General features: G+C 58.5%; 18 protein-coding genes. All 18 read right to left on the reverse strand.

Going from position 1 to position 19,475, the window contains the following annotated elements; genetic code table 11:
- Nucleotides 1-894: a queuosine precursor transporter gene (locus QZQ97_RS19265; RefSeq protein WP_311994755.1), complete on the reverse strand. Its 894-nt coding sequence runs from the start codon at nt 892-894 to the stop codon at nt 1-3.
- A complete protein-coding gene (locus tag QZQ97_RS19270; protein ID WP_311994756.1) occupies nt 895-1,497 on the reverse strand; it encodes a helix-turn-helix domain-containing protein in 603 nt (200 codons plus the stop codon). It abuts the gene before it with no gap.
- Between the two features lie 567 nt (nt 1,498-2,064).
- Nucleotides 2,065-2,379, reverse strand: coding sequence for an NIPSNAP family protein (locus QZQ97_RS19275; protein WP_311994757.1), 315 nt, complete (start codon nt 2,377-2,379; stop codon nt 2,065-2,067).
- Nucleotides 2,380-2,439: 60 nt separating this feature from the next.
- Complete coding sequence (locus tag QZQ97_RS19280; RefSeq protein ID WP_311994758.1) at nt 2,440-3,741, reverse strand: cytosine permease; 1,302 nt, start codon at nt 3,739-3,741, stop codon at nt 2,440-2,442.
- Nucleotides 3,742-3,761: 20 nt separating this feature from the next.
- On the reverse strand, nt 3,762-4,451 hold the full coding sequence (locus tag QZQ97_RS19285) for a helix-turn-helix transcriptional regulator (RefSeq protein ID WP_311994759.1): 690 nt from the start codon (nt 4,449-4,451) through the stop codon (nt 3,762-3,764).
- A gap of 25 nt (nt 4,452-4,476) precedes the next feature.
- Nucleotides 4,477-4,887, reverse strand: a complete 411-nt coding sequence (locus QZQ97_RS19290; RefSeq protein WP_311994760.1) for a GNAT family N-acetyltransferase — start codon at nt 4,885-4,887, stop codon at nt 4,477-4,479.
- Between the two features lie 812 nt (nt 4,888-5,699).
- Nucleotides 5,700-6,722, reverse strand: coding sequence for a HoxN/HupN/NixA family nickel/cobalt transporter (locus QZQ97_RS19295; RefSeq protein WP_311994761.1), 1,023 nt, complete (start codon nt 6,720-6,722; stop codon nt 5,700-5,702).
- Entirely contained in the window at nt 6,709-9,027 is a 2,319-nt protein-coding gene (gene hypF / locus QZQ97_RS19300; RefSeq protein ID WP_311994762.1) for a carbamoyltransferase HypF, read from the reverse strand. The genes QZQ97_RS19295 and hypF overlap by 14 nt, the downstream gene beginning before the upstream one ends.
- A 203-nt stretch (nt 9,028-9,230) precedes the next feature.
- The gene (gene fdhF, locus QZQ97_RS19305; RefSeq protein ID WP_311994763.1) at nt 9,231-11,387 is read right to left on the reverse strand and encodes a formate dehydrogenase subunit alpha; all 2,157 of its coding nucleotides are present in this window, start codon (nt 11,385-11,387) and stop codon (nt 9,231-9,233) included.
- An 11-nt stretch (nt 11,388-11,398) separates the two neighbouring features.
- The gene (hydN, locus tag QZQ97_RS19310) at nt 11,399-11,941 is read right to left on the reverse strand and encodes an electron transport protein HydN (RefSeq protein ID WP_311994764.1); all 543 of its coding nucleotides are present in this window, start codon (nt 11,939-11,941) and stop codon (nt 11,399-11,401) included.
- 140 nt (nt 11,942-12,081) lie between these two features.
- On the reverse strand, nt 12,082-12,552 hold the full coding sequence (gene hycI, locus QZQ97_RS19315) for a hydrogenase maturation peptidase HycI (RefSeq protein ID WP_311994765.1): 471 nt from the start codon (nt 12,550-12,552) through the stop codon (nt 12,082-12,084).
- Nucleotides 12,545-12,958 (reverse strand): formate hydrogenlyase maturation HycH family protein, encoded by a 414-nt coding sequence (locus QZQ97_RS19320; RefSeq protein WP_311994766.1) that lies wholly within the window; start codon nt 12,956-12,958, stop codon nt 12,545-12,547. Before QZQ97_RS19320 ends, hycI begins: the two co-directional genes overlap by 8 nt.
- The gene (locus tag QZQ97_RS19325) at nt 12,955-13,752 is read right to left on the reverse strand and encodes an NADH-quinone oxidoreductase subunit B family protein (protein ID WP_311994767.1); all 798 of its coding nucleotides are present in this window, start codon (nt 13,750-13,752) and stop codon (nt 12,955-12,957) included. The genes QZQ97_RS19320 and QZQ97_RS19325 overlap by 4 nt, the downstream gene beginning before the upstream one ends.
- Nucleotides 13,749-14,282, reverse strand: coding sequence for a formate hydrogenlyase complex iron-sulfur subunit (locus QZQ97_RS19330; RefSeq protein WP_006328068.1), 534 nt, complete (start codon nt 14,280-14,282; stop codon nt 13,749-13,751). The genes QZQ97_RS19325 and QZQ97_RS19330 overlap by 4 nt, the downstream gene beginning before the upstream one ends.
- A gap of 12 nt (nt 14,283-14,294) precedes the next feature.
- Nucleotides 14,295-15,998 carry a hydrogenase large subunit gene (locus QZQ97_RS19335; protein WP_311994768.1) on the reverse strand — a complete coding sequence of 568 codons (1,704 nt, stop codon included), beginning with the start codon at nt 15,996-15,998 and terminating at the stop codon, nt 14,295-14,297.
- Nucleotides 15,999-16,016: 18 nt separating this feature from the next.
- Nucleotides 16,017-16,952, reverse strand: a complete 936-nt coding sequence (locus tag QZQ97_RS19340) for a respiratory chain complex I subunit 1 family protein (RefSeq protein ID WP_311994769.1) — start codon at nt 16,950-16,952, stop codon at nt 16,017-16,019.
- Between the two features lie 10 nt (nt 16,953-16,962).
- Entirely contained in the window at nt 16,963-18,837 is a 1,875-nt protein-coding gene (locus tag QZQ97_RS19345; RefSeq protein WP_311994770.1) for a proton-conducting transporter transmembrane domain-containing protein, read from the reverse strand.
- Entirely contained in the window at nt 18,834-19,451 is a 618-nt protein-coding gene (locus QZQ97_RS19350; protein ID WP_311994771.1) for a 4Fe-4S dicluster domain-containing protein, read from the reverse strand. The genes QZQ97_RS19345 and QZQ97_RS19350 overlap by 4 nt, the downstream gene beginning before the upstream one ends.
- Nucleotides 19,452-19,475: the final 24 nt, after the last annotated feature.

Below are 19,475 nucleotides of genomic sequence, written 5' to 3' on the forward strand. Positions count from 1 at the left end.
TTAAGCCACCGCATCGTTGACGGCCACCGGCGCAGTAGAAGGCCGGTTAATATAGTTGCGGAATATTCTTCTCGCCAGATAGATCGGGCCGACGCCAATAATGGAATAGGCCACCTTGATCAGGAACTGCGCGATAATCATCTCTTTGATAATGTCCCAACCCAGCACGCCATAGAAGGCAATGGAGCAGAAAATAATACTGTCAAAGGCAGAGGCGACCACGGTGCTGGTAATTACCCGCAAGAACAGGTATTTGGAATTGGTCAGCGCTTTGATTTTGCACAGTAGGTAAGAGTTGATATTTTCTGAAATGAAATAGGCCAGGGATGATGCCAACAGGACCGAAACAATACTGCTCACCATGCCGGAATAGGTAGCGCCGAACTCCCAACCCGGCAGGTTTGGAATTAACGCGGTGCCCCACAACCCAAGCACGAACAGCAGGTTGGCGATAAACGAGATGACAATGGTTCTGCGCGCCAGACGCAGGCCGTAAAACTCATTCAGAATATCTACCAGCAAGAAGGTGAGCGGATAAATGAAAACGCCGGGCGGCGTGATAATGTCCAGCACCGGAATATGAATGGGTTTTACGCCGCAGATGGTCGAGAAGATGTAGATTACGCTGAGCGCAACGCTGATCAGCAGATAAGCTTGCCATGAACGTTCGTTGCGATCGCCCAGCTCGTAAGCGGTCTTGACCTTGTCATCGCTGTAGAGCTTTCTGTAGAGCGCCTGAAGTTCGTGCCGGCTCAAATCCTCCGAGATCTCGCTGTCTGCCAGCTCTTTCAGCCCAAGGGTGATGGTTTTGCCCGTGGCCAGCACCATGACATTGGCGGCAATGGTTCCGTGGTGCGTAAACCCCAGCAATTTAAATTTTTGATTAGATTCCATTTATAGCCTTTCTCCAACGATATAACCCAGAAATCGCACGGTATCCTCCATGCCGTTATCTTCTTTGCCGTTAACCACAAAGAAGCCGTTTTTTCCCGAGTGATACAATAAAGGCGAATCGCAAACCAGCACCGGCGGGCGTTTTATAATAATGACCTCGCCTGGGATAAATGAACCTTTTATTTCGGTTTCTATTTTCATTGCTACCATATTTGACTCATCGCCGAAGAAATAAGTCAAAGGGAACGCGGTAACCAACTGCCCGACCTTCCAGCCGGCCACCGATAAAAATCGAGACTGAGGAATGACGGGGATAGCGGAAGGGTTTTTATTCCCCTCGGTGGAAAGCGTTTCGTTGAGACGCTCCAGCTTTTCCAGATCATAGTCTTCAATCTCTTCGCAGGAAACGCCAAAGAAGTCTGAAATCCGGTTGACGGTAGCCTGCTGTACATTGTTGACCCGGCCATCCAGAATTTTATAGAGGGTGGTGCGCGTCAGGCCGGTGCGGTTAGAGAAGGATGCCTTGGTTTCGCCCCGGGTACGCATCAGATATTCAATATTTTTAATGATGTTGATTTTGCGCTGAGCGTTGGTCGTCTTCATAAGCATTCCTTACAATATTGTTGCAGGCAGTACTATATCGTACGTACCGACATTGTCTACAACGGACGCATTCCTCATGATGATAAGCGCCTGATTACCCTTTAAAAACAGATGCTATAAAATTAACTCATTCACATAATTGATGCTTTAATCATGATTAGCATGATGGGTAATATAAATAATTATATTTAAATCAATTTGTTATGTTAGGTTTTTGAAAAAGTGGACACAAAAGTGACTTTTATGTCCACTTTTATGTTGACCAGAGTGGTTTGGGTGGGCTACTGTTCATCCATACTGAAGTGTTTCTTGATGATCAAAACAGTTTAAAACGGTCATTAACGGCTTCTATAATAAAAAACTCAGAGGGGAGGCGTTTCCATTCTCTGAGTAGTAAAGGATGTTTTAGCAACTGACACCAGGGAATTCCAATCACGTCTCCGGCGGTAAAGCCGCACTTTTAAACCCACCGAAACTCCAGATGCCAGTCGGCTGTTTAGCCGACCGATATCTATTTGATCGCCTCAGGCCATTAAAGCCCGAACCCCGCCTTATTTTTCTCTTCGCTTAGTCCTGCCCGGAAAGAACCGGACGCATAAAGCTCCGTTCATAACTGATGATGCTGCGATTGCGTTTTTCCAGCTCGTAAGCGGCGCAACATTCTGCATCCTCGGCCATTTTTATGCGGTATTCCTCGTAGGCGGCCAGGCTGGGAAAACTGAATAACGCCAGCGCGATGTTATTGGCGCCTTCCGACGGCAAAAAATAACCGTGGTGCGTGCCGCCCATGCGATTGACCAGAGGGATCCATAAACGGGCGTATTGCTCAAATTCGGCGATTTTATACGGATCTAAAACATACCTTAGGGTGCAGGTGATCATGGGTGGGTCTCCTGGCTCCCCAGCTTGTGGGGAGCCTTGCTATGAGTGGGACAAATCGGATTAAGTCAGTTTTTGCGAGGGTACCGGCTTCTGATAGCGGCCCAGCGCCAATTTGCATGCCCAATATAAGAGACTGGCGGCCAGCAGTGAATTGATTGTTGGCACGCCCCACTCGGTTACCAACCCGACGATGCCACCCACAATACTGGCGATTATCGCCGTCCAGCCAATCGTCGGCGTTTGGTCCGGCAATTTTCCCGCGCGCCGGCTCTCATCCAGAATTTTACGGTGGGTGCGCAGCAGATAATAATCCACCAGCATGATGCCGATAATCGGCGGGAACACTACGCCAAGCACCGTCAGGAAATCGACGAATCGGTCCAGGATCCCCAGCACGGAAAGCGTGGTGCCCAGCACGCCGATAACCAGCGTGGTGGCGGTATATTTGAGTCTTTTGCCGGTCATGCCCTCGACCGCGTTGACGATGCCGAGCGAGGAGGAATAGAGGTTGAGATCATTGACCCTTAAGGTAGAGAACACCACCACCAGCAGGCCAGCACCGCCGGCGGCCTGGGACATGATGGTCACCACATCCGCCGTGCCGAGCGTTTTGGCGATCAGGATCGCCAGGCCATTGACCACGAATTCCCCGGCGACGATGGTGAAAATGGTCACGCCAAACACGTGCTTGCCGTTTTTGGAGTAACGGGTCAGATCGGGAGTCATCAGGCTCGCCACGATGGCGCCGCCGACCACGATGGTGATGCCGGCGCTGATGGTCAGCGGCTCTCCTGGCGGCGCCAACTGGATGATCTCCTGCAGGTTATGACCGGAGAGGGCGGTGATGGAAATATAAGCCACCAGCATGATGAACATCGGAACCGCAATGCGGGCGGCAATGCGCAATGCCTTGAAGCCAAACGCCACCAGAATCGTCAACAGGGTACCGGACAGGCCGGCGGCCAGGCCAAAGCCCAGCTTATTGCCCAGGGCGAAATCCAGCGATTTGGCGAAGATGGCGTTTTGAATGCCAAACCAGCCCAGCAGGCTGATGGCCACCACCACCCCGATCAGTACCGAACCCAGGCGGCCGAAACCGCACCAGCGGGCCAGCAGGCTGCCGGAGATCCCTTCGCGCATGCCCGCCAGCCCAAGGCCGTAGGTCACCACGCCAAATATCAGGCTGCCGATGAAAATGGCGGTGAACGCATCAAGCAGCGTCATGGAGTGGCCGAGCACCGCCCCAAGCATAAATTGGTCCAGGGCGGTCAGCATGCCCATATGCACGATGGCCACGCTTAAAAAGGAGACTCTTTTATCCTGCGGTACCCGCGTTAACGGGTAGTCTTCAATCTTGATCACGATAAGGTGTTCCTTGCTGTTCAGATAAACTGGATGCCTTTTGCTATCAGGCGATCGGGAATATAGCTGTCCAGACGCGCATATTTGCAAAACTCCTCAAACTGTTGCAGCGTATGAACGTCAGATTTCTGATAGATGTTATATATTCTATTTTCTATCGTTTTGGTGCTGATGTTATATATTTTTGCTATTTCTTTCACCGACAGCCTTTGCAGCATTAAAAATATAACGTCGAGCTCGGATTGGGTGAAAATACTATTATTCACTTCCGTGGTCAGCACGCTGGGTTTTTGCTGATTGATGTATTTTAGCGGCGTTAGCGTGTTAAGCGGTTTGGCATTCCACATCACCCCGAACACCTGCTTTTTATCATTGTAAATGGGCAGTTTTTCGCTGATAAAGGGGGTCAGGCTGTCTTTCCCGTACCAATAATGCGTTTCTATTACGGCAACCCGATCCCGCGACATCTCTGTCATTTTGTCGTGTTCTATGAAATCGTCTGCGCAGTCTGCCCAGTCGGCGGGAAACTCGTCGTCCCGTTTGCCGGCGATATCGAAACTCAACGGCGTATTGGTATAGAGATAGGCGGCCTTATTCATATAGATATGACGGGATTCCAGATCCTTAATGCCCCAGGGATCACTTAAGTGTTCCATCATGGCAATAAGACCCTTCAAATAAAATTCATTATTTTTATCGGGCGAATCCATTCTGACCTCACCGATTAAAATTGCGCTAAATTTCTTTCGCCAGGTAATGACGCGTATGCTTTTTGGCATAGCCGCCTAAATTGCCGTAAACCTGATAACCCAATTTCTCGTAAAAACCTCTGGCCTGGAAGTCGAACGTATCGACATAAGCCATGTGGCAACCCCGTTGACGGGCTTCTTCTTCAGCTTTTTTCATCAATTGGCGGCCATAGCCGCTTTTGCGATGGTCATCGCTGACCCAGAGATATTGTACTTCAAGACCGCCCCACCAGGTTCTGGCCACCAATCCGGCGACGATTTTGCCGGCGTCATCGGTAACGGTCAGAAACAGCGGGCGGATGTCTACGGGTTGATAATTTTCGTTGTGTGCCCAAAGGTTGTCGATAACGTACTCTTCGTCCTGTGGGTTTGGCTGGTCCGTCACATTGATATTCATGGTCGTAATATACTTTCCCTTGGTAATAATTTACGTTGAAATTAAATGGAATTCACCCAACCTGTTTAACTATCACTTTTCATAATGTATTACAAGGGTGCTTTTCACCCGTTCCCGTTAGAGAGACCAGCGGTTATATTGAACGTCACAGGGCAAAACAATAGCGTAGTACACGCATAAATAGCTTCAGGCCCTGCTCTGTAACCTATTCCTATTGCGCCTCACCAGGGCCTCATCAGGAACCTAGATCTGCCATTGAAGGCTCCACCGGTAGAGCAAGTCAACTTGCCAAAGGGGAGCCGCTATCTTCAGCCGTTTGGATGACTCCGCCCAAAGCTAAATTACCCGACATTATTGCCGTCAGTTAGCACGCGTAAAGCAATGCTGCATATACTGACTAACCTTACTATTATTCAGCGATATAAGATTTACTGATTATTTACACTTTCCGGAGGTTTTCCGGCTTTTATTATTTTTCGTTTGCATAAATTCTGGCGGCTCATCTTTAAAAAATACTTTTACTCTTTTAAAAGGTGAATTTATGCATGGCTTGAGCGCAATATTGCATTTTTATTATGTATGGTTATTTATTAAAATACGCACCGCTTGTCATCGCAAGCTTCGTGATATTGGTTCTGCTCTGGAACACCTCCTTTGACGTGATAAAAAGGAGGTTTTTTCGTTTTTCCGGTTACAGGCAAATATGAGCCATCCGGTGGCCGCAGCGGGTTTTCCACTGCGGCGGGAGTCATGAATCGAACCTCAATTTTTTCGCAAAAATTGACGTCTGGCGATCAGGATATCAACGATGATTAAACCGCCAGCGCGTCATAGTTTTTGCGCCGGTAGTTGATCGCCGACAGCACCCAGAACAAGACAAACAGTGCAATAGCGGCGTAGCCGACGCTGCCCATATTGTCATTGAGCAGCGCAATGCCATCCCACACGGCGCCGTGCAGGTTCAATTTTTCGGCCAGCAACCCCAATCCTTCCAGGCCGCCAATCAACACCGCAATCGCCACGCTGGTGGCGGTAATGGTCATGTTGTAATACAGCTTGCGCACCGGTTGGTTGAACGCCCAGCCGTAAGCGCCAACCATGACGAAGTTATCCAGCGAATCCACCAACGCCATACCGGCGGCAAACAGCAGCGGGAAGATCATGATCGACCAGACTGACATGCCCGAACCGGCGCCGGCGGCGGAAATGCCCAGCAGGCCGACTTCGGTGGCGGTATCAAACCCCAGCCCAAATAAAAATCCCACCAGATACATATGCCAGCTTTTATTCACGGTATTGAAGGTCACGCGAAACAGTCGCGTCATCAGGCCGCCGTGCCGGTGTGCCAACGCTTCATCCGTCAATTTTTCCCCTCTTTTCACCCGGCGGAAAGTGCGGTAAACATCGCGCAGAATCAGCCCGTTGAGTATCGCCATCGCCAGCAGGAACAGAGAGGAAATCAGCGTGCCGAGGGTGGAGCCGTAGTCATGCAGCCAGCCGATGCGGTTGCCGAACGCCAGCGAAGTGGCGGCGATGGCCGCGCAGGCCAGGATCACGATGCTCGAATGCCCGAGCGAGAAAAATGCGCCGACGGAAACCGGCCGCTGGCCCTGTTGCATCAATTTGCGCGTCACATTGTCGATAGCGGCGATGTGGTCGGCATCTACCGCGTGACGCAAGCCGTAGCTGTAAGCCAGCAGAGCGGCGGCCATCAGCGCCGGGTGATGATGGAATGCGGTAAAGGCCGCAGCCCAGGCCAGCAGGTTAACGGCGATCAACGCCAACAGCAGCCAGAAGGCGCGGGTGTTTTTTTGGAAGAACTCAGGGTAATTCATGTTGCGTCCTGTCAGAGAGAGAAGAAGAAAGCGGGGATTGTTGCGCGCAGGCGACCATCGCCTGGCCGAATGCCAGCCCGCCGTCGCCGGCGGGGATGCGCTGTGGCAGCAGAACCTGCAGCGGTGCCAGATGATGCACCAACCGTTGGCGCAGCAGCCGGTTGTGCAGTACGCCGCCACTCAGCGCCACCTGTTTGATGCCGTACTGCGCGGCAAAGTGTTGGGCCAGGGCGGCGAACCCTTGCGCCAGCGCGTCGTGAAATGCCCAGGCGCGCTCCGCCGGCGGTGTGCGCCAGCCAAGCCACTGTGGCCAGAAGGCGGCGAGATCGAGCAAATTGTCTTTGAGCGGCAGGTGCAGCGGGTGGCGGCAATGGGTTGCCTGATGTGCCAGCGCCTCCAGCCGACAGGCCGCTTCGCCTTCCCAACTGAGTTGCAAAGGCGCGCAGCCTAACGCGGCGGCGGCGGCGTCAAACAAGCGACCGCATGACGACGCCGGCGGGGCATTGATACCGGCGTCGATCGCTTTCAGCAGTGGCTGCCAAGGCTGTTGCAGCAAAAATTGCGTTTCCGGCAGCCGTTGCCAACCCTCGACAAAGCGTGCGCAGTGTGCCAACAGGTTGCGCCACGGCTCCTGCGCGGCGCGATCGCCGCCCGGCAGCGCCACCGCCGGCAATCCGCCGAGCGATCGACACTGCCGGTAATCCACCCACAGGCATTCGCCCCCCCAAAGCTGGCCGTCGTCGCCGTATCCCAGCCCGTCCAGTGCTAACCCGATAACCGCGCCTCCGTCGAGCGGCCACTGGTGTTCCGCCAGGCAGGCCGCCAGATGCGCGTGATGATGCAGCACCTCGGTCAACGGCAGAGATTGACGCTGCGCCCAGCGACTGCCGGCATAATCCGGGTGCGCATCGGCGGCGATGCGCTGCGGCCGGCAGTGATACAGCCTGAGGAAGTGGGCGATGGCGTGTTGCCACTGTTGCTGAACGTCCTCCTGCGCCAGGTCGCCAAAATGCGGGCTGAGGATCGCTTTGTCGCCGCGCACCAGGCAGAAGGTGTTTTTATTGTCGCCCCCGACCGCCAGCAGCGGCGGTTGAACCGGGAAGCCGGGGGGCAGCGGCAGGGCGTCCGGTGCGTAGCCGCGAGAGCGGCGCAGCATCTCGGTGCCTTGCGGGTGCTGCCGCAGCAACGAGTCATCGGCGCGTTGCAGGATCTCGCGGTTATGCATCAGCCACAGATCGGCAATGTCGACCAGATCGCGCAGCGCCTGTTCGTTGGTCAACGCCGGCGCGCGACCGGCGGCGTTGCCGGAAGTCATCACCAGCGGGCGTCGTACCGCTTGCATCAGGAGATGATGCAGTGGGTTGGACGGCAGCATGACGCCGACTTCGTCCAGGTGCGGCGCAACGGCGTCGCACAGCGCGGAGTGGGGCCGCTGTGGCACCAGGACGATCGGTGCGGCCGGGGAAAGCAGGGTTTCGCTCAGTTGCGCCAGCGAGTGGCTGCCGGTACAGCGCGCCAGCCAGCCGATATCCGGCAGCATCACCGCCAGCGGTTTGTCCGGTCGCCGTTTACGGTCGCGCAGGCGCATCACCGCCTGCTGATCGGTGGCGTCACAGGCCAAATGGAAACCGCCGATGCCCTTGATGGCGACGATTTCGCCGGCGCATAGCAGTGCCGCCGCCTGTTGCAACGCCATGTCCGCCAGGTTGATTGCCTTGCCGTCGGCATGGCAACTGAACAGTTGCGGCCCGCATTCGCTGCAGGCCACCGGCTGGGCGTGAAAGCGCCGATCCTGCGGCGTGTGGTATTCCCAGGCGCAGTGCGGGCACAGTGCGAACGGCGCCATGCTGGTCGCCGGGCGGTCGTAAGGCATATAGCGAATCAGGGTGAAGCGTGGGCCGCAATGCGTGCAGTTAATGAAGGGATAACGGTAGCGACGATCGTGCGGATCGTTCATTTCACGCAGGCAATCGGGGCAGGTTGCGGCGTCGGGAACGACCTGCGTATCCATTTGGCTTTGTCGGCTATGGCGAATGGCAAAGTCCTGCGGCGGTTGCAGCCAGGTGAAGGGGCGCAGGCCGATGTTATCAATCTGGGCCAACGCCGGTGCCTGGCGTTGCAGCATATGCAGGAACATATCGATATCCACCGGTTGCACCAGCCGAATTTCGACCCCGGCGCTGTCGTTCCAGACTTCGCCACGCAGGCCGAGGCGCTGCGCCAGTTGCCAGACAAAGGGGCGGAATCCGACTCCCTGCACCTTGCCGCTGATGCGAAGCAGTAATCCTGACGGCGATTTGGACATCTTACCCACCCGATAAGTAGGGGACGAACAGGTTCGTCCGAGGTTAATAACAGAGTGGTCTTTGAGTCCGAGATACCCGGGCCTAGCGCACCGAGGGGCGCTCCGACGGCCAAGGCCGTTACGACCCCTTCGGCACGCTCTCCCTAATAACGGGCTTGGTCAGCTATCTGGGACGAACAGGTTCGTCCCGGTTTGGTTAACGATCACATCACGTCTTCCACCGCCCTGCGCAGGCGGGCTTTCATGTCGCTGTAGCTTTGGCTGGCGTAGTTTTCCGCCCAGTTTTGATCGCCAATCGCTTCCAGCTTGACCGCGCAGTACTTGGTTTCCGGCGTTTTGGAGATCGGATCGAGATTCTCCTGCGTCAATTCATTGCAGGCGCCAATCCACCACTGATAGGTCATGTACACCGCACCCAGGTTAATGCGCTCGTTGTAGTTGGCGCGGGAGATCACCTTGCCGCGTCGCGAGGCGACCCACACCAGTTGCTGATCGCCAACGCCCAGGGCGGCGGCATCTTGCGGGTTGATTTGCACGAAGCCCGGCTCATCCGCCAGCGTTTGCAAGGCGGCGCAGTTGCCGGTCATCGAACGGCAGGAGTAGTGGCCGACTTCACGCACCGTACACAGCACCAGCGGATAAGCGGCGTCCGGCACTTCGGCCGGGGCGCGCCAGGTGGTGGCGAACAACTGCCCCTTGCCGGACGGGGTGGTGAATTGATTGCCCTGATACAAATACGGCGTGCCTGGGCTCTCGAGCGTGGTGCAAGGCCATTGAATGTGGCCGAGTTCGCCCATTTTTTCGTAGGTCGCGCCGTAAAACAGCGGGCACAGCTCGCGCATTTCATCCCAGATTTGCTGGTTGTCTTCGTAATGCATCGGATAGCCCAGTTCGGTCGCCAGCAGGCTGATGATTTCCCAGTCGCGTTTGACGTTGTACTGCGGCTCGATGGCTTTTTCGAAACGCTGGAAACCGCGATCGGCGCACGAGAACACGCCACCGTGTTCGCCCCAGGAGGTGGATGGCAGGATCACGTCCGCCCGTTCGGCGGTTTTGGTCATGAAGATGTCTTGCACCACAATAAACTCCAGCGCATCGAATGCGCTGCGCACCAAGCTGAGATCGGCCTCGGTCTGTAACGGATCTTCCCCCATGATGTAATAGGCTTTCACTTTGCCTTCGTGCACCAGGTGCGGCACTTCGGTGATGCGATAGCCCACGTCCGGATCCATACCGGCGGCGTCAATGCCCCAGGCGGCGGCGAATTTGGCGCGTACTGCGGCGTCGGTGACGGATTGATAACCGGGGAATTCGTTTGGCAGCACGCCCATGTCGCAGGCGCCTTGCACGTTGTTCTGGCCGCGCACCGGGCCGACGCCGACGTTGGCGCGCCCGAGGTTACCGGTCAACAGCGCCAGGCTGGCCAACCCTTTGACCACATCCACCGCCTGGCCGAACTGGGTGACGCCCATGCCCCACATGATGGTGGCGGAAGGGGCGCTGGCGTAGGTGCGCATCGCCTGACGAATTTGCTGGGCGCTGACGCCGGTCAGCTGTTCCACCGTTTCCGGCGCGTAATCGGCCACTTGTCGGCGGTAGGCGTCGAAGCCCTCGGTGTATTTCGCCACATAATCGCGGTCATACAGGTTTTCTTCGATCAGCACGTGGCCGAAGGCGTTAACCAGCGCCATATTGCAGCCGTTGTTGATTTGCAGATGCTGATCGGCGATGCGTGCGGTTTCAATGCGGCGCGGATCGCAAACCACGATTTGCGCGCCTTTCTCTTTGGCCTTCAGAACCCGGCGGGCGACGATCGGGTGCGAATCGGCGCAGTTGTAGCCGATGATCAGTAAACATTTGGAGTTTTCGATATCGCCGATCGAGTTGCTCATCGCGCCGTTGCCCAGCGTGGCCTGCAAACCGGCGACCGACGGGCCGTGGCAGACGCGGGCGCAGCAGTCGACGTTATTGTTGCCGATCACCGCGCGGGCAAACTTCTGCATCACGTAGTTGGTTTCGTTGCCGGTGCCGCGTGAGGACCCGGTGTGCATAATGGCGCGCGCGCCATGCTGCTGTTTGATGGCTTTCAGCCGTTGCGCGGTATAGCGGATGGCTTCGTCCCAACTGACCGCTTCAAACTTGCCGCCTTTTTCACGGCGGATCAGCGGCTGCGTCAGGCGCGGCGTCAGCAGTTTGGTGTCGTTGAGAAAGTCCCAGCCGTAGTAGCCCTTCAGGCACAGTTCGCCCTGATTGGTTGCGCCGTCGGCGGCTTCTGCGCGAAGGATTTTGCCGTTATCCACCACCAGTTTCATTTTGCAGCCTGCGCCACAGTAAGGGCAGACGGTCGTGATTTTTTTCATTGGTTCAGCTCCTAAAACAGAGACGACAGGTTGTCGAGCGCGGCACGGCGGCGTTTCTCGGCGTTCATTTCCTGCAACAAATTGCGGTCAACGCAGTGCAGCGCTTTGGTGGGGCAGGTTTCCATACAGGCCGGGCCGGTGGCGCGACCGGTGCACAAATCGCATTTGTGGGCTTCGGCCTTGTCGCTGATGGCCGTCAGTTGCGCGCCGTTCTGGCGGATCACCGGGCGGGTGATCACCTCCATGGCACCGTAGGGGCAGGCCACCACGCAGGTTTTGCAGCCGATGCAGCGTTCCTGCATTACCAGCACCATGCCGTTTTGGCGGCTGATGGCGCCGTTGGGGCAGACGTTGGCGCAGGGCGCGTCTTCACACTGGCGGCACAACACGGCGGTACTGACGTTCACGCCTTTAATCACGTGCAACCGTGGGGCGAAGGTGGCGGCGGTCAACGTCGAAATGTCCTGGGTGGCGCTGTGTGCCATGACGCAGGCGATTTCGCAGGTACGACAGCCGATGCATTTCTTCGGATCGGCGATGATGAACCGGTTCATCAGGAACTCCTGGTTTACGGGGTTGGCGGTGGCGGTATGACAAGGTCTATTCATAAAGCGTGCCAACCCACTAATGACAATAAAAACAAAATGTTAGCTTTGTGGTGACGAGAGGGCCGACAAAAATGACGGTGACGATGTCAGGCCGTCGTCACGGTCAATGTCGAATAGCCGCCGTGGGCCTGCCAGTGGGCAAGGCGCTGATGCAGGGTTATCACCGCCTGCTGCACCGCCGGGCCTATGGGGTAGTAAAACGCCACTACCTCCGGTTGAATGCCGATGAAGGTAATGTCCGGTATGTCGGCGCGCAGTTGGTCGATCAGGAAGCTGAGCGGCATGTTGTGGGTGGTCATGATGAACATTTCGGCGATATCCGCCGGATCTATCACCCGGGTTTCGCCCGGTGCCAGCCCCATGTCGGTGGCGTCGACGATCACCAGCCGCTGTGGCCGCAGTTGGCGAATGGCGTGAATGTCATTCTCCGGCGCAGCGCCGCCGTCGATCACCGTCCAGCCGGCGGGGGGAGTGGTCTGGCACAGTTCCGCCAGCAGCGGGCCGGCACCGTCGTCGCCCATCAGGCAATTGCCGACACATAACAAAACGCTATCCATGGTGCCTCCTGACCATCAGATAAATCGCCGGTTCGTTTTCGATAGACTGCAACAGGGCGATTAATCGTTGGCTCCAGTCTTGCTGCTGCGGCGTCATGCGTTCAGCGGCGCGGCTCAGCGCGCTGGCCAGCAAATGGGTGTGGCTGCTGTCGATGCAGATTTCGCCAAAGCGTTCGACACCGGCCAGTTTGCGCCTGGCGGCACCCTCGGCCGGCAACTGCGCAATCCAGTCGCGAAATGCCGCCAGCGGGCAATCGAGCCTGGCCTCCAGACAGTCGATCACCCCCAGGTGATGGCCGATCGCCAGGCTGTAATAGATCACTTCCTGCGCCTTGGGCGGCGCTTTCTTTTCCTGCACGAACTTGCGGCTGAGGGAATAAAACGTCACGTGGCAGACCGCGCTCATAGCCGCAACTCCCCGCGTTGCACGCGCTGATAAAGGGCCAACAGATGGCCGACGATCTCCGTCAGCCGCGGGTCGTCTTGCCGTTGCAAATATGTCGCCACGCGTTGTTCGGCCGTTTGCGCGTCGTTGGCGACCAGCAATTGCAGGAAGCGATCGGCGATTTGCCGGCCGTAGCGATACCCGGCCAGGCGACGCGCTTCTCGATCCACCGCCACGCGCAGCGGCTGCGGCAGTTGCGGGTGCAACAGCGCGGTAGCCTCGCCCTCGGTTTCATCGTGCTGTTGACGATGGATTTTCTGCTCGAGCAAACCCAGCGCCATGGCGAAGCCGTAAATCGTGGCGGCGGGCGTCGGCGGGCAGCCGGGGATATACACGTCGACCGGCACGATGCGGTCGGTGCCGCCCCATACGCAGTACAAGTCGTGGAAAATGCCGCCGCTGTTGCCGCAGGCACCGTAAGAAATGCAGATTTTCGGATCCGGCGAGGCCTGCCAGGCGCGGATCGCCGGGATGCGCATCGCGCGGGTGACCGCGCCGGTGAACAGCAAAATATCGGCATGGCGCGGCGAGGGCACCACTTTGATGCCGAAGCGTTCGGCGTCGAACAGCGGTGAAATAGCGGCGAAAATCTCGATCTCGCAGCCGTTGCAGCCGCCGCAGTCAACGCGATAGACATAAGCGGAGCGGCGGATATCTTTCAGCAAGGTGGTTTTTAGCTGGGCGATGCTGTCGTCGAGAGTTATCGGCACCGGCTGCCCGTTGGCATCGCGCGGGCCAATCAGCGTCTGGTTCATTGGGCGACCTCCCGGGTCAAATGGCGGCCAACATCGATACGGTCGGCCTGGGTCAGGCTTTGTTGCTGTTTGCAGGCCGGGCAGGTTTCGAACTGTTCGCGGCGCTGCTCGCCAAGTTCGAGCAGCGCCAGGGCATAATCGATTTCCTTCTGCGGGGCGTAAGCCTTGCCGCATTGGCGGCAGTGGCAGAGGGCGAAATCGGCGCTTTCGAGCAGGTCTTCTTTGCGCCATACCGCCAGCTCGAACTGGTTCGACAGGCGAAGGGCGGTCGTCGGGCAGACTTCTTCGCAGCGGGCGCAGAAAATGCAGCGGCCCAGAAAGAACTGCCAACGGATCACGCCGTTTTCGACATCGGTTTCCATGGTCAGCGCGTTGGACGGGCAGGCGTTGGCGCAGGCGCCGCAGGCGATGCATTGCTGCGGGGTATATTCCGGCTTGCCGCGAAAATTGGCGTCCACCGCCAGCGGCTGCGCCGGATAGGCCACCGTGGCGTTGCCGGTTTTCAGCACTTTTTTAATCAGTTTCAGCATGGTGTCGTCCCCTTAAAACGGTGCGTTTTTCCGCTCGATGCCGTAGCGCTCGATTTCCTTGTACGGCACCACGACAGACTTGCGTTTGCGGATGTCGACGATGGTCATGCGGTCGGTGCAGGAATAGCAGGGATCGAGGCTGCCGATGATCAGCGGGGCGTCGGAAACGGTATTGCCGCGCAGCATAAAGCGCAGCGTCGGCCAGTTGGCGTAGGTGGCGGCGCGGCAGCGCCAGCGGAACAGTTTCTGATTGTCGCCGGTCATGCTCCAGTGAATGTCGTCGCCACGCGGCGCTTCGGCAAAGCCCAGGGCGAACTTGTGCGGCATATAGGTAAAGCCTTCCACCGCCAGCGGCCCGGCGGGCAGGCTTTGCAGGCCGAATTCGATGATGCCGAGCGAGTTGAACACTTCGCGGATGCGCACTTTCAGGCGCGAATACACGTCGCAGCCGGTTTCGACGCACAGTTCCACCGGCAGCTTGGCGTAACCGGCGAACGGATGATCGATACGGGTATCCCGGCGGTGGCCGCTGCCGCGCAGCATCGGCCCGACGTTGCTGTAATCGCGCGCGATCTGCGGATCCAGCCGGCCGACGCCGATGCTGCGCTGCTCGGTGTTCGGCGTGCTGAGCAGAATATCCACCAGGTCGTTCAGCTCGCTGCGCATCTCCGCCGCCAGCCGCAGGGTTTGCAGCATGTCGTCTTTCAAGATGTCGCGCCGAATGCCGCCAATCAGATTCAGGCCGTAGGTTTTGCGCGCGCCGGTGAGGATTTCCGCCATCTTCATCGATTTCTCGCGCACGCGGAAAAACTGCATGAAGCCGCTGTCGAAACCGACGAAATGGCAGGCCAGACCGAGGTTGAGCAGGTGGCTGTGCAGCCGTTCCACCTCCAGCAGGATCGAGCGGATCATTTGCGCCCGTTCCGGCACCTGAATGCCCATGGCGTTCTCCACCGAGCTGGTGTACGCCACGCTGTGGGTAAAGCCGCAGATACCGCAAACCCGGTCGGACAGGAAGGTCACTTCGTTATAACCCATGCGCGTTTCCGCCAGTTTTTCCATGCCGCGATGGACGTAGAACAGGCGGTAATCGGCGTCGATAATGTCTTCACCGTCGACGAAAAGGCGAAAATGGCCCGGTTCGTCCGAGGTGATGTGCAGCGGGCCAATCGGCACCACGTTGGCCTTGGCGCCGGCTTCGCTGACAAAGGGGTAGGTTTCGACGTCGGTGGTCGGCGCCGGCCGCTGGCGGTAATCCATCGCGTCTTTACGCAGCGGGTAAAGATCGTCCGGCCAGTCGTCCGGCAGCACCAGACGCCGTTCATCCGGCAACCCCACCGGGCGCAAACCGTACATGTCCCGCACTTCGCGCTCGCCCCACACTGCCGCCCGCACCCGTGGCGTTACCGACGGGAACTCCAGCGTTTGGGCGTCGACTTCGGCGCGCACGGTGATCCAGCATTTGACCCCTTGCTCCATCGACAGCACGTAATACAGCGCATAGCTGCCGCACAGCGTGCGTTCGTCGTTGCCGAACAGCACCGAAAGCCAGCCGCCCTGCTGGTAATACAGCCATTCCACCACCTCCGGCAGCGCATTCAGCTTCACCGTTACCGTGAGCTGATCGGCGGTTTGCCATTCCGCCGCCAGCACGGTCGCCGGGAATTGCCGTTGCAGCCCCGTCAGATAATCTTGGCCCAGATGTTCAGTAATCATGATGTTCCTACTTGTGAATTAGCTGACGACCAGCCAGGAAACCAGCGCCAAAAATGCCAGGCCGAAGCCGGCCCAGGTGGTGCGAGCGGTTTTCAGAAAACGCAGCCGCGCGACGCTGTTTTCAACGACGGCGATGGCCATCACCGCCAGCAGCAGCTTACACAGCGATAACGCCAGCGCTGCCGCCAGCGCGGGCAGGGTTAACTCGATGGCCTGGCCCCAGGGCACGAACACGCCGATAAACAGTTGCAGCACCACCAGTTGCTTCAGGCTGATGCCCCACTTGAGCATGCCGAGCGCCGCGCCGGCGTATTCGGTCAGCGGGCCTTCCTGCAATTCCTGTTCGGCTTCCGCCATGTCGAACGGCAATTTGCCCATTTCGATAAAGGTGGCGAAACCGCAGGCCAGCAACGCCAACAGCAGCGGTGCGCTGGCGTACAGCGGCCACTCTGCGACGCTCTGGCTGATGGCGCTGAGCTGGGTTGAACCGGCGACCAGCGCCGCCACCCACAGGCCAAGCAGCAGGATCGGCTCCACCAGAATGCCCAGCACCGCTTCGCGGCTGGCGCCAATGGCGGTGAAGGGGCTGCCGGTATCCAGCCCGGCGAGGGCAAACACGAAGCGCACCACGGCGAACAGATAAATCAGCGTGATGACATCGCCGATCGCCGGCAGCGGAGAAGCCTGCAACAGCATCGGCAGCGCGCAGGCAATCGCCAGCAATGCGCCGGTCAGCAGATAAGGCATGGCGCGGAAGGCCATTCCCGCCGCCGCAGGGGCGAGGGATTGGCGTTTGAGCAACTTGGCGATATCGCGGTATTCCTGCAATACGCCCGGTCCGCGGCGGCTGTGGAGGCGGGCGCGCAACTGGCGGCTGACGCCGGCAAACAGCGGCGCAATGGCCAGCAGCAGCAATGCCTGCATGACGCCAATCAGTAAAGTGGGATAAGTCATCGGATTCTCCTTAGGCCAGCGCCACGACCAGCAACACCGCCAGCTCGATGGCGGCGACGCCACGGCAAAACGCGTTGAGGGGCGCACGATGCAGCCAGCGCCGTAATGCGACCGGTTGCAAGGTTTGGCGCAGGGCGTACAGCGGCGCGAACATCACCTGTAGCGGCTGAGCGAAACCGGTGGCGGTGATCACCATCGAGGCTTCGTGGACATAGCCGCAGGCCCAGGCTTCGCCGCCCGCGCGGCACGCCTGGCGTTTCCCCCGATAAGCCGCAGCGATCAGCAACGGCAGCAGCGGCATCGCCAACAGCAAAATGGCGATCAGCGGCGGGGAAACCAGCAGATGTGCGCCGAGCGGCGCTTGCTGAGTCAAGGTGGCGGCCAGTCGGGCAAACAGCGGGATCAGCCAGGGTGCGCCAAGGCCGCACAGCAGGCACAGCAAGGCCGGCAGCAGATGGCTGAGCATCATTGGCCACGCTGCCGGCCGGGCGTTGGCGGCGGCTTCACAGCGCGGCGCACCGAGGCACGCCACGCCAAACACTTTGCTGACGCACATCACCGCCAGCGCGCCGGTGATCGCCAACGCCACCGCCAGCAACGGGCCAAGCAGCCGGCCGATAAAGGCCGATGCGGCGCTGAACTGGAACAGGCCTTGATAAATCAACCATTCGCTGGCGAAACCGTTGAGCGGCGGCAGCGCCGCCATCGACACCAGCCCGATCAGCAATGCGATGCAGGTCCACGGCATCAGCCGCGCCAGTCCGCCCATTTTTTCCATGTCTTTCAGCCCGGTTTGCTGTTCGACGGCGCCGGCGGCAAGCAGCAATGCCGATTTAAACAGGCTGTGATTGCACAGATGAAACAGGCCGCCTATCAGCGCCAGCGCGGTCAGCTCAGGCAATTGCAACGCCAGGCCGACCATTGCGCCGCCGATGCCGAGCAGGATGATGCCGATGTTTTCCAGCGTGTGATAAGCCAGCAGCCGACGCAGATCATGCTCCATCAGCGCATACAGCCCGCCGAAAAAGGCGGTGCCGGCCGCCAGCAACAACACCAGCAATCCCCACCACAGCGACGGTGTCCCCAGCAGATCCATGCCGATTTTGATCACGCCGAGCAGCCCGACTTTCATCAGCGCGCAAGAAAATAGTGAGGCCGCCGGGGCGGGCGCGCTACCGTGCGCTTGCGGCACCCAGCCGTGCAGCGGCATGACGCCGGCGTAGATACCGAACCCCGTCAGCGCCAGCAAGAATGCCCCGCTGCGCAGCGCCGATGGCAAGGCTATCTCGCGCATGGCGCTGAATTGCAGGCTGTGGGTTTGGCTGTAGATCAACGCAAAAGCGGCGACCAGCAGCAGCGTACCGAAGCGCATCAGCAGAAATTGGCTGTGGCCGGCCTGCTGGCTCTTGGCGTCTTGCCGCCGAACAATCAGGAAATAACCGCACAGCGCCGCCAGCTCCAGCAGCAGCACCAGCGCCAGCGCATTGTCCGCCATCACGGCCGCGCTCAGCGCGGCGGGCATCAACAGCATCAGGCTGCCTTGCCGGGTGCGGTTATGATCGTTGAGCGTCGTCAGCCAATGGCAGAGATACAACCCCACGAACAGGTTGCTCAGCGCGATCACCAACAGCAACAGCGCATTCAGGCCGCTGATTTCCACCGCATAGTGCAGCCACGGCAGGCGGGCAGGATGAGGCGTGGTGAACAGCCAGGGCAGGGCCGCCGCAGTGGCGGCCAGCGACACCAGCAGCGTGCCGATGCCGCAGACGCCGGCGCAAAAGCGTGGCCAGATAGCCAGCAGCCAGCACAGTGCGGCCAGCAGCAGCGAACCGCTCAGTGACAGCGTCAGCAACAGCAGCGGATCGGGCAGAAAATCGGTGATCATCGGTTCGGTTCCTTGCGGGCGACGGGGGGGCTGACAAACGGCAACTCGGCGGCTAACGCCTGCATCGCATTGCGGCGTTTTCGTTCGCTGGCCTGCCGTACGTCGTGGTCGGCAACCAGCCGGATGGCGTTGGTCGGACAGGTACGAATGCACGCCGGGCCGTCGGGGCTGAAGGCACACAAATCGCATTTCACCGCCACCGCACGTACCCCCGGTTGGCAATCGAGAAAGGCGCTGACCGGGCGAGCGGGCGCGGGCGGCGGCGGCGCTAGCGCGGTCCGGCAATCGCCGGGAATGGCCAGCGGCACGCTGCCGCCAAAACCAATGGCGCCGAATGGGCAGGCGATGCCGCACAGTTTGCAACTGACGCACAGGCTTTCGTTCAGCACGATGGCGTCATCCTGATGCGTTATCGCGTTCACCGGGCAAACCTGTGCGCAGGGCGCGTCTTCGCACTGGCGGCACATCACCGGCGCGGAATCGCGCGCATTGCGCATCACTTGTAAACGCGGCAAGGCTTGCAAACCGGCCAGGCGATGTTCGGTCGCGCAACTGGCCATGCAGGTATTGCAACCCATGCATAATTTGGCATCCGCAATAAGAAAGCGGTTCATGCAGACTCCTTGCGATTTCGTCAC

Origin of the sequence: Serratia sp. root2 (assembly GCF_031931805.1) — a bacterium.
GTDB classification, from domain to species: domain Bacteria; phylum Pseudomonadota; class Gammaproteobacteria; order Enterobacterales; family Enterobacteriaceae; genus Serratia; species Serratia inhibens.

Coding starts and splice junctions, on each gene's coding strand:
- QZQ97_RS19265 (WP_311994755.1), bottom strand. CDS start 894: ATGGAATCTAATCAAAAATTTAAATTGCTGGGGTTTACGCACCACGGA.
- QZQ97_RS19270 (WP_311994756.1), bottom strand. CDS start 1,497: ATGAAGACGACCAACGCTCAGCGCAAAATCAACATCATTAAAAATATT.
- QZQ97_RS19275 (WP_311994757.1), bottom strand. CDS start 2,379: ATGATCACCTGCACCCTAAGGTATGTTTTAGATCCGTATAAAATCGCC.
- QZQ97_RS19285 (WP_311994759.1), bottom strand. CDS start 4,451: ATGGATTCGCCCGATAAAAATAATGAATTTTATTTGAAGGGTCTTATT.
- QZQ97_RS19290 (WP_311994760.1), bottom strand. CDS start 4,887: ATGAATATCAATGTGACGGACCAGCCAAACCCACAGGACGAAGAGTAC.
- QZQ97_RS19295 (WP_311994761.1), bottom strand. CDS start 6,722: ATGAATTACCCTGAGTTCTTCCAAAAAAACACCCGCGCCTTCTGGCTG.
- hypF (WP_311994762.1), bottom strand. CDS start 9,027: ATGTCCAAATCGCCGTCAGGATTACTGCTTCGCATCAGCGGCAAGGTG.
- fdhF (WP_311994763.1), bottom strand. CDS start 11,387: ATGAAAAAAATCACGACCGTCTGCCCTTACTGTGGCGCAGGCTGCAAA.
- hydN (WP_311994764.1), bottom strand. CDS start 11,941: ATGAACCGGTTCATCATCGCCGATCCGAAGAAATGCATCGGCTGTCGT.
- hycI (WP_311994765.1), bottom strand. CDS start 12,552: ATGGATAGCGTTTTGTTATGTGTCGGCAATTGCCTGATGGGCGACGAC.
- QZQ97_RS19320 (WP_311994766.1), bottom strand. CDS start 12,958: ATGAGCGCGGTCTGCCACGTGACGTTTTATTCCCTCAGCCGCAAGTTC.
- QZQ97_RS19325 (WP_311994767.1), bottom strand. CDS start 13,752: ATGAACCAGACGCTGATTGGCCCGCGCGATGCCAACGGGCAGCCGGTG.
- QZQ97_RS19330 (WP_006328068.1), bottom strand. CDS start 14,282: ATGCTGAAACTGATTAAAAAAGTGCTGAAAACCGGCAACGCCACGGTG.
- QZQ97_RS19335 (WP_311994768.1), bottom strand. CDS start 15,998: ATGATTACTGAACATCTGGGCCAAGATTATCTGACGGGGCTGCAACGG.
- QZQ97_RS19340 (WP_311994769.1), bottom strand. CDS start 16,952: ATGACTTATCCCACTTTACTGATTGGCGTCATGCAGGCATTGCTGCTG.
- QZQ97_RS19345 (WP_311994770.1), bottom strand. CDS start 18,837: ATGATCACCGATTTTCTGCCCGATCCGCTGCTGTTGCTGACGCTGTCA.
- QZQ97_RS19350 (WP_311994771.1), bottom strand. CDS start 19,451: ATGAACCGCTTTCTTATTGCGGATGCCAAATTATGCATGGGTTGCAAT.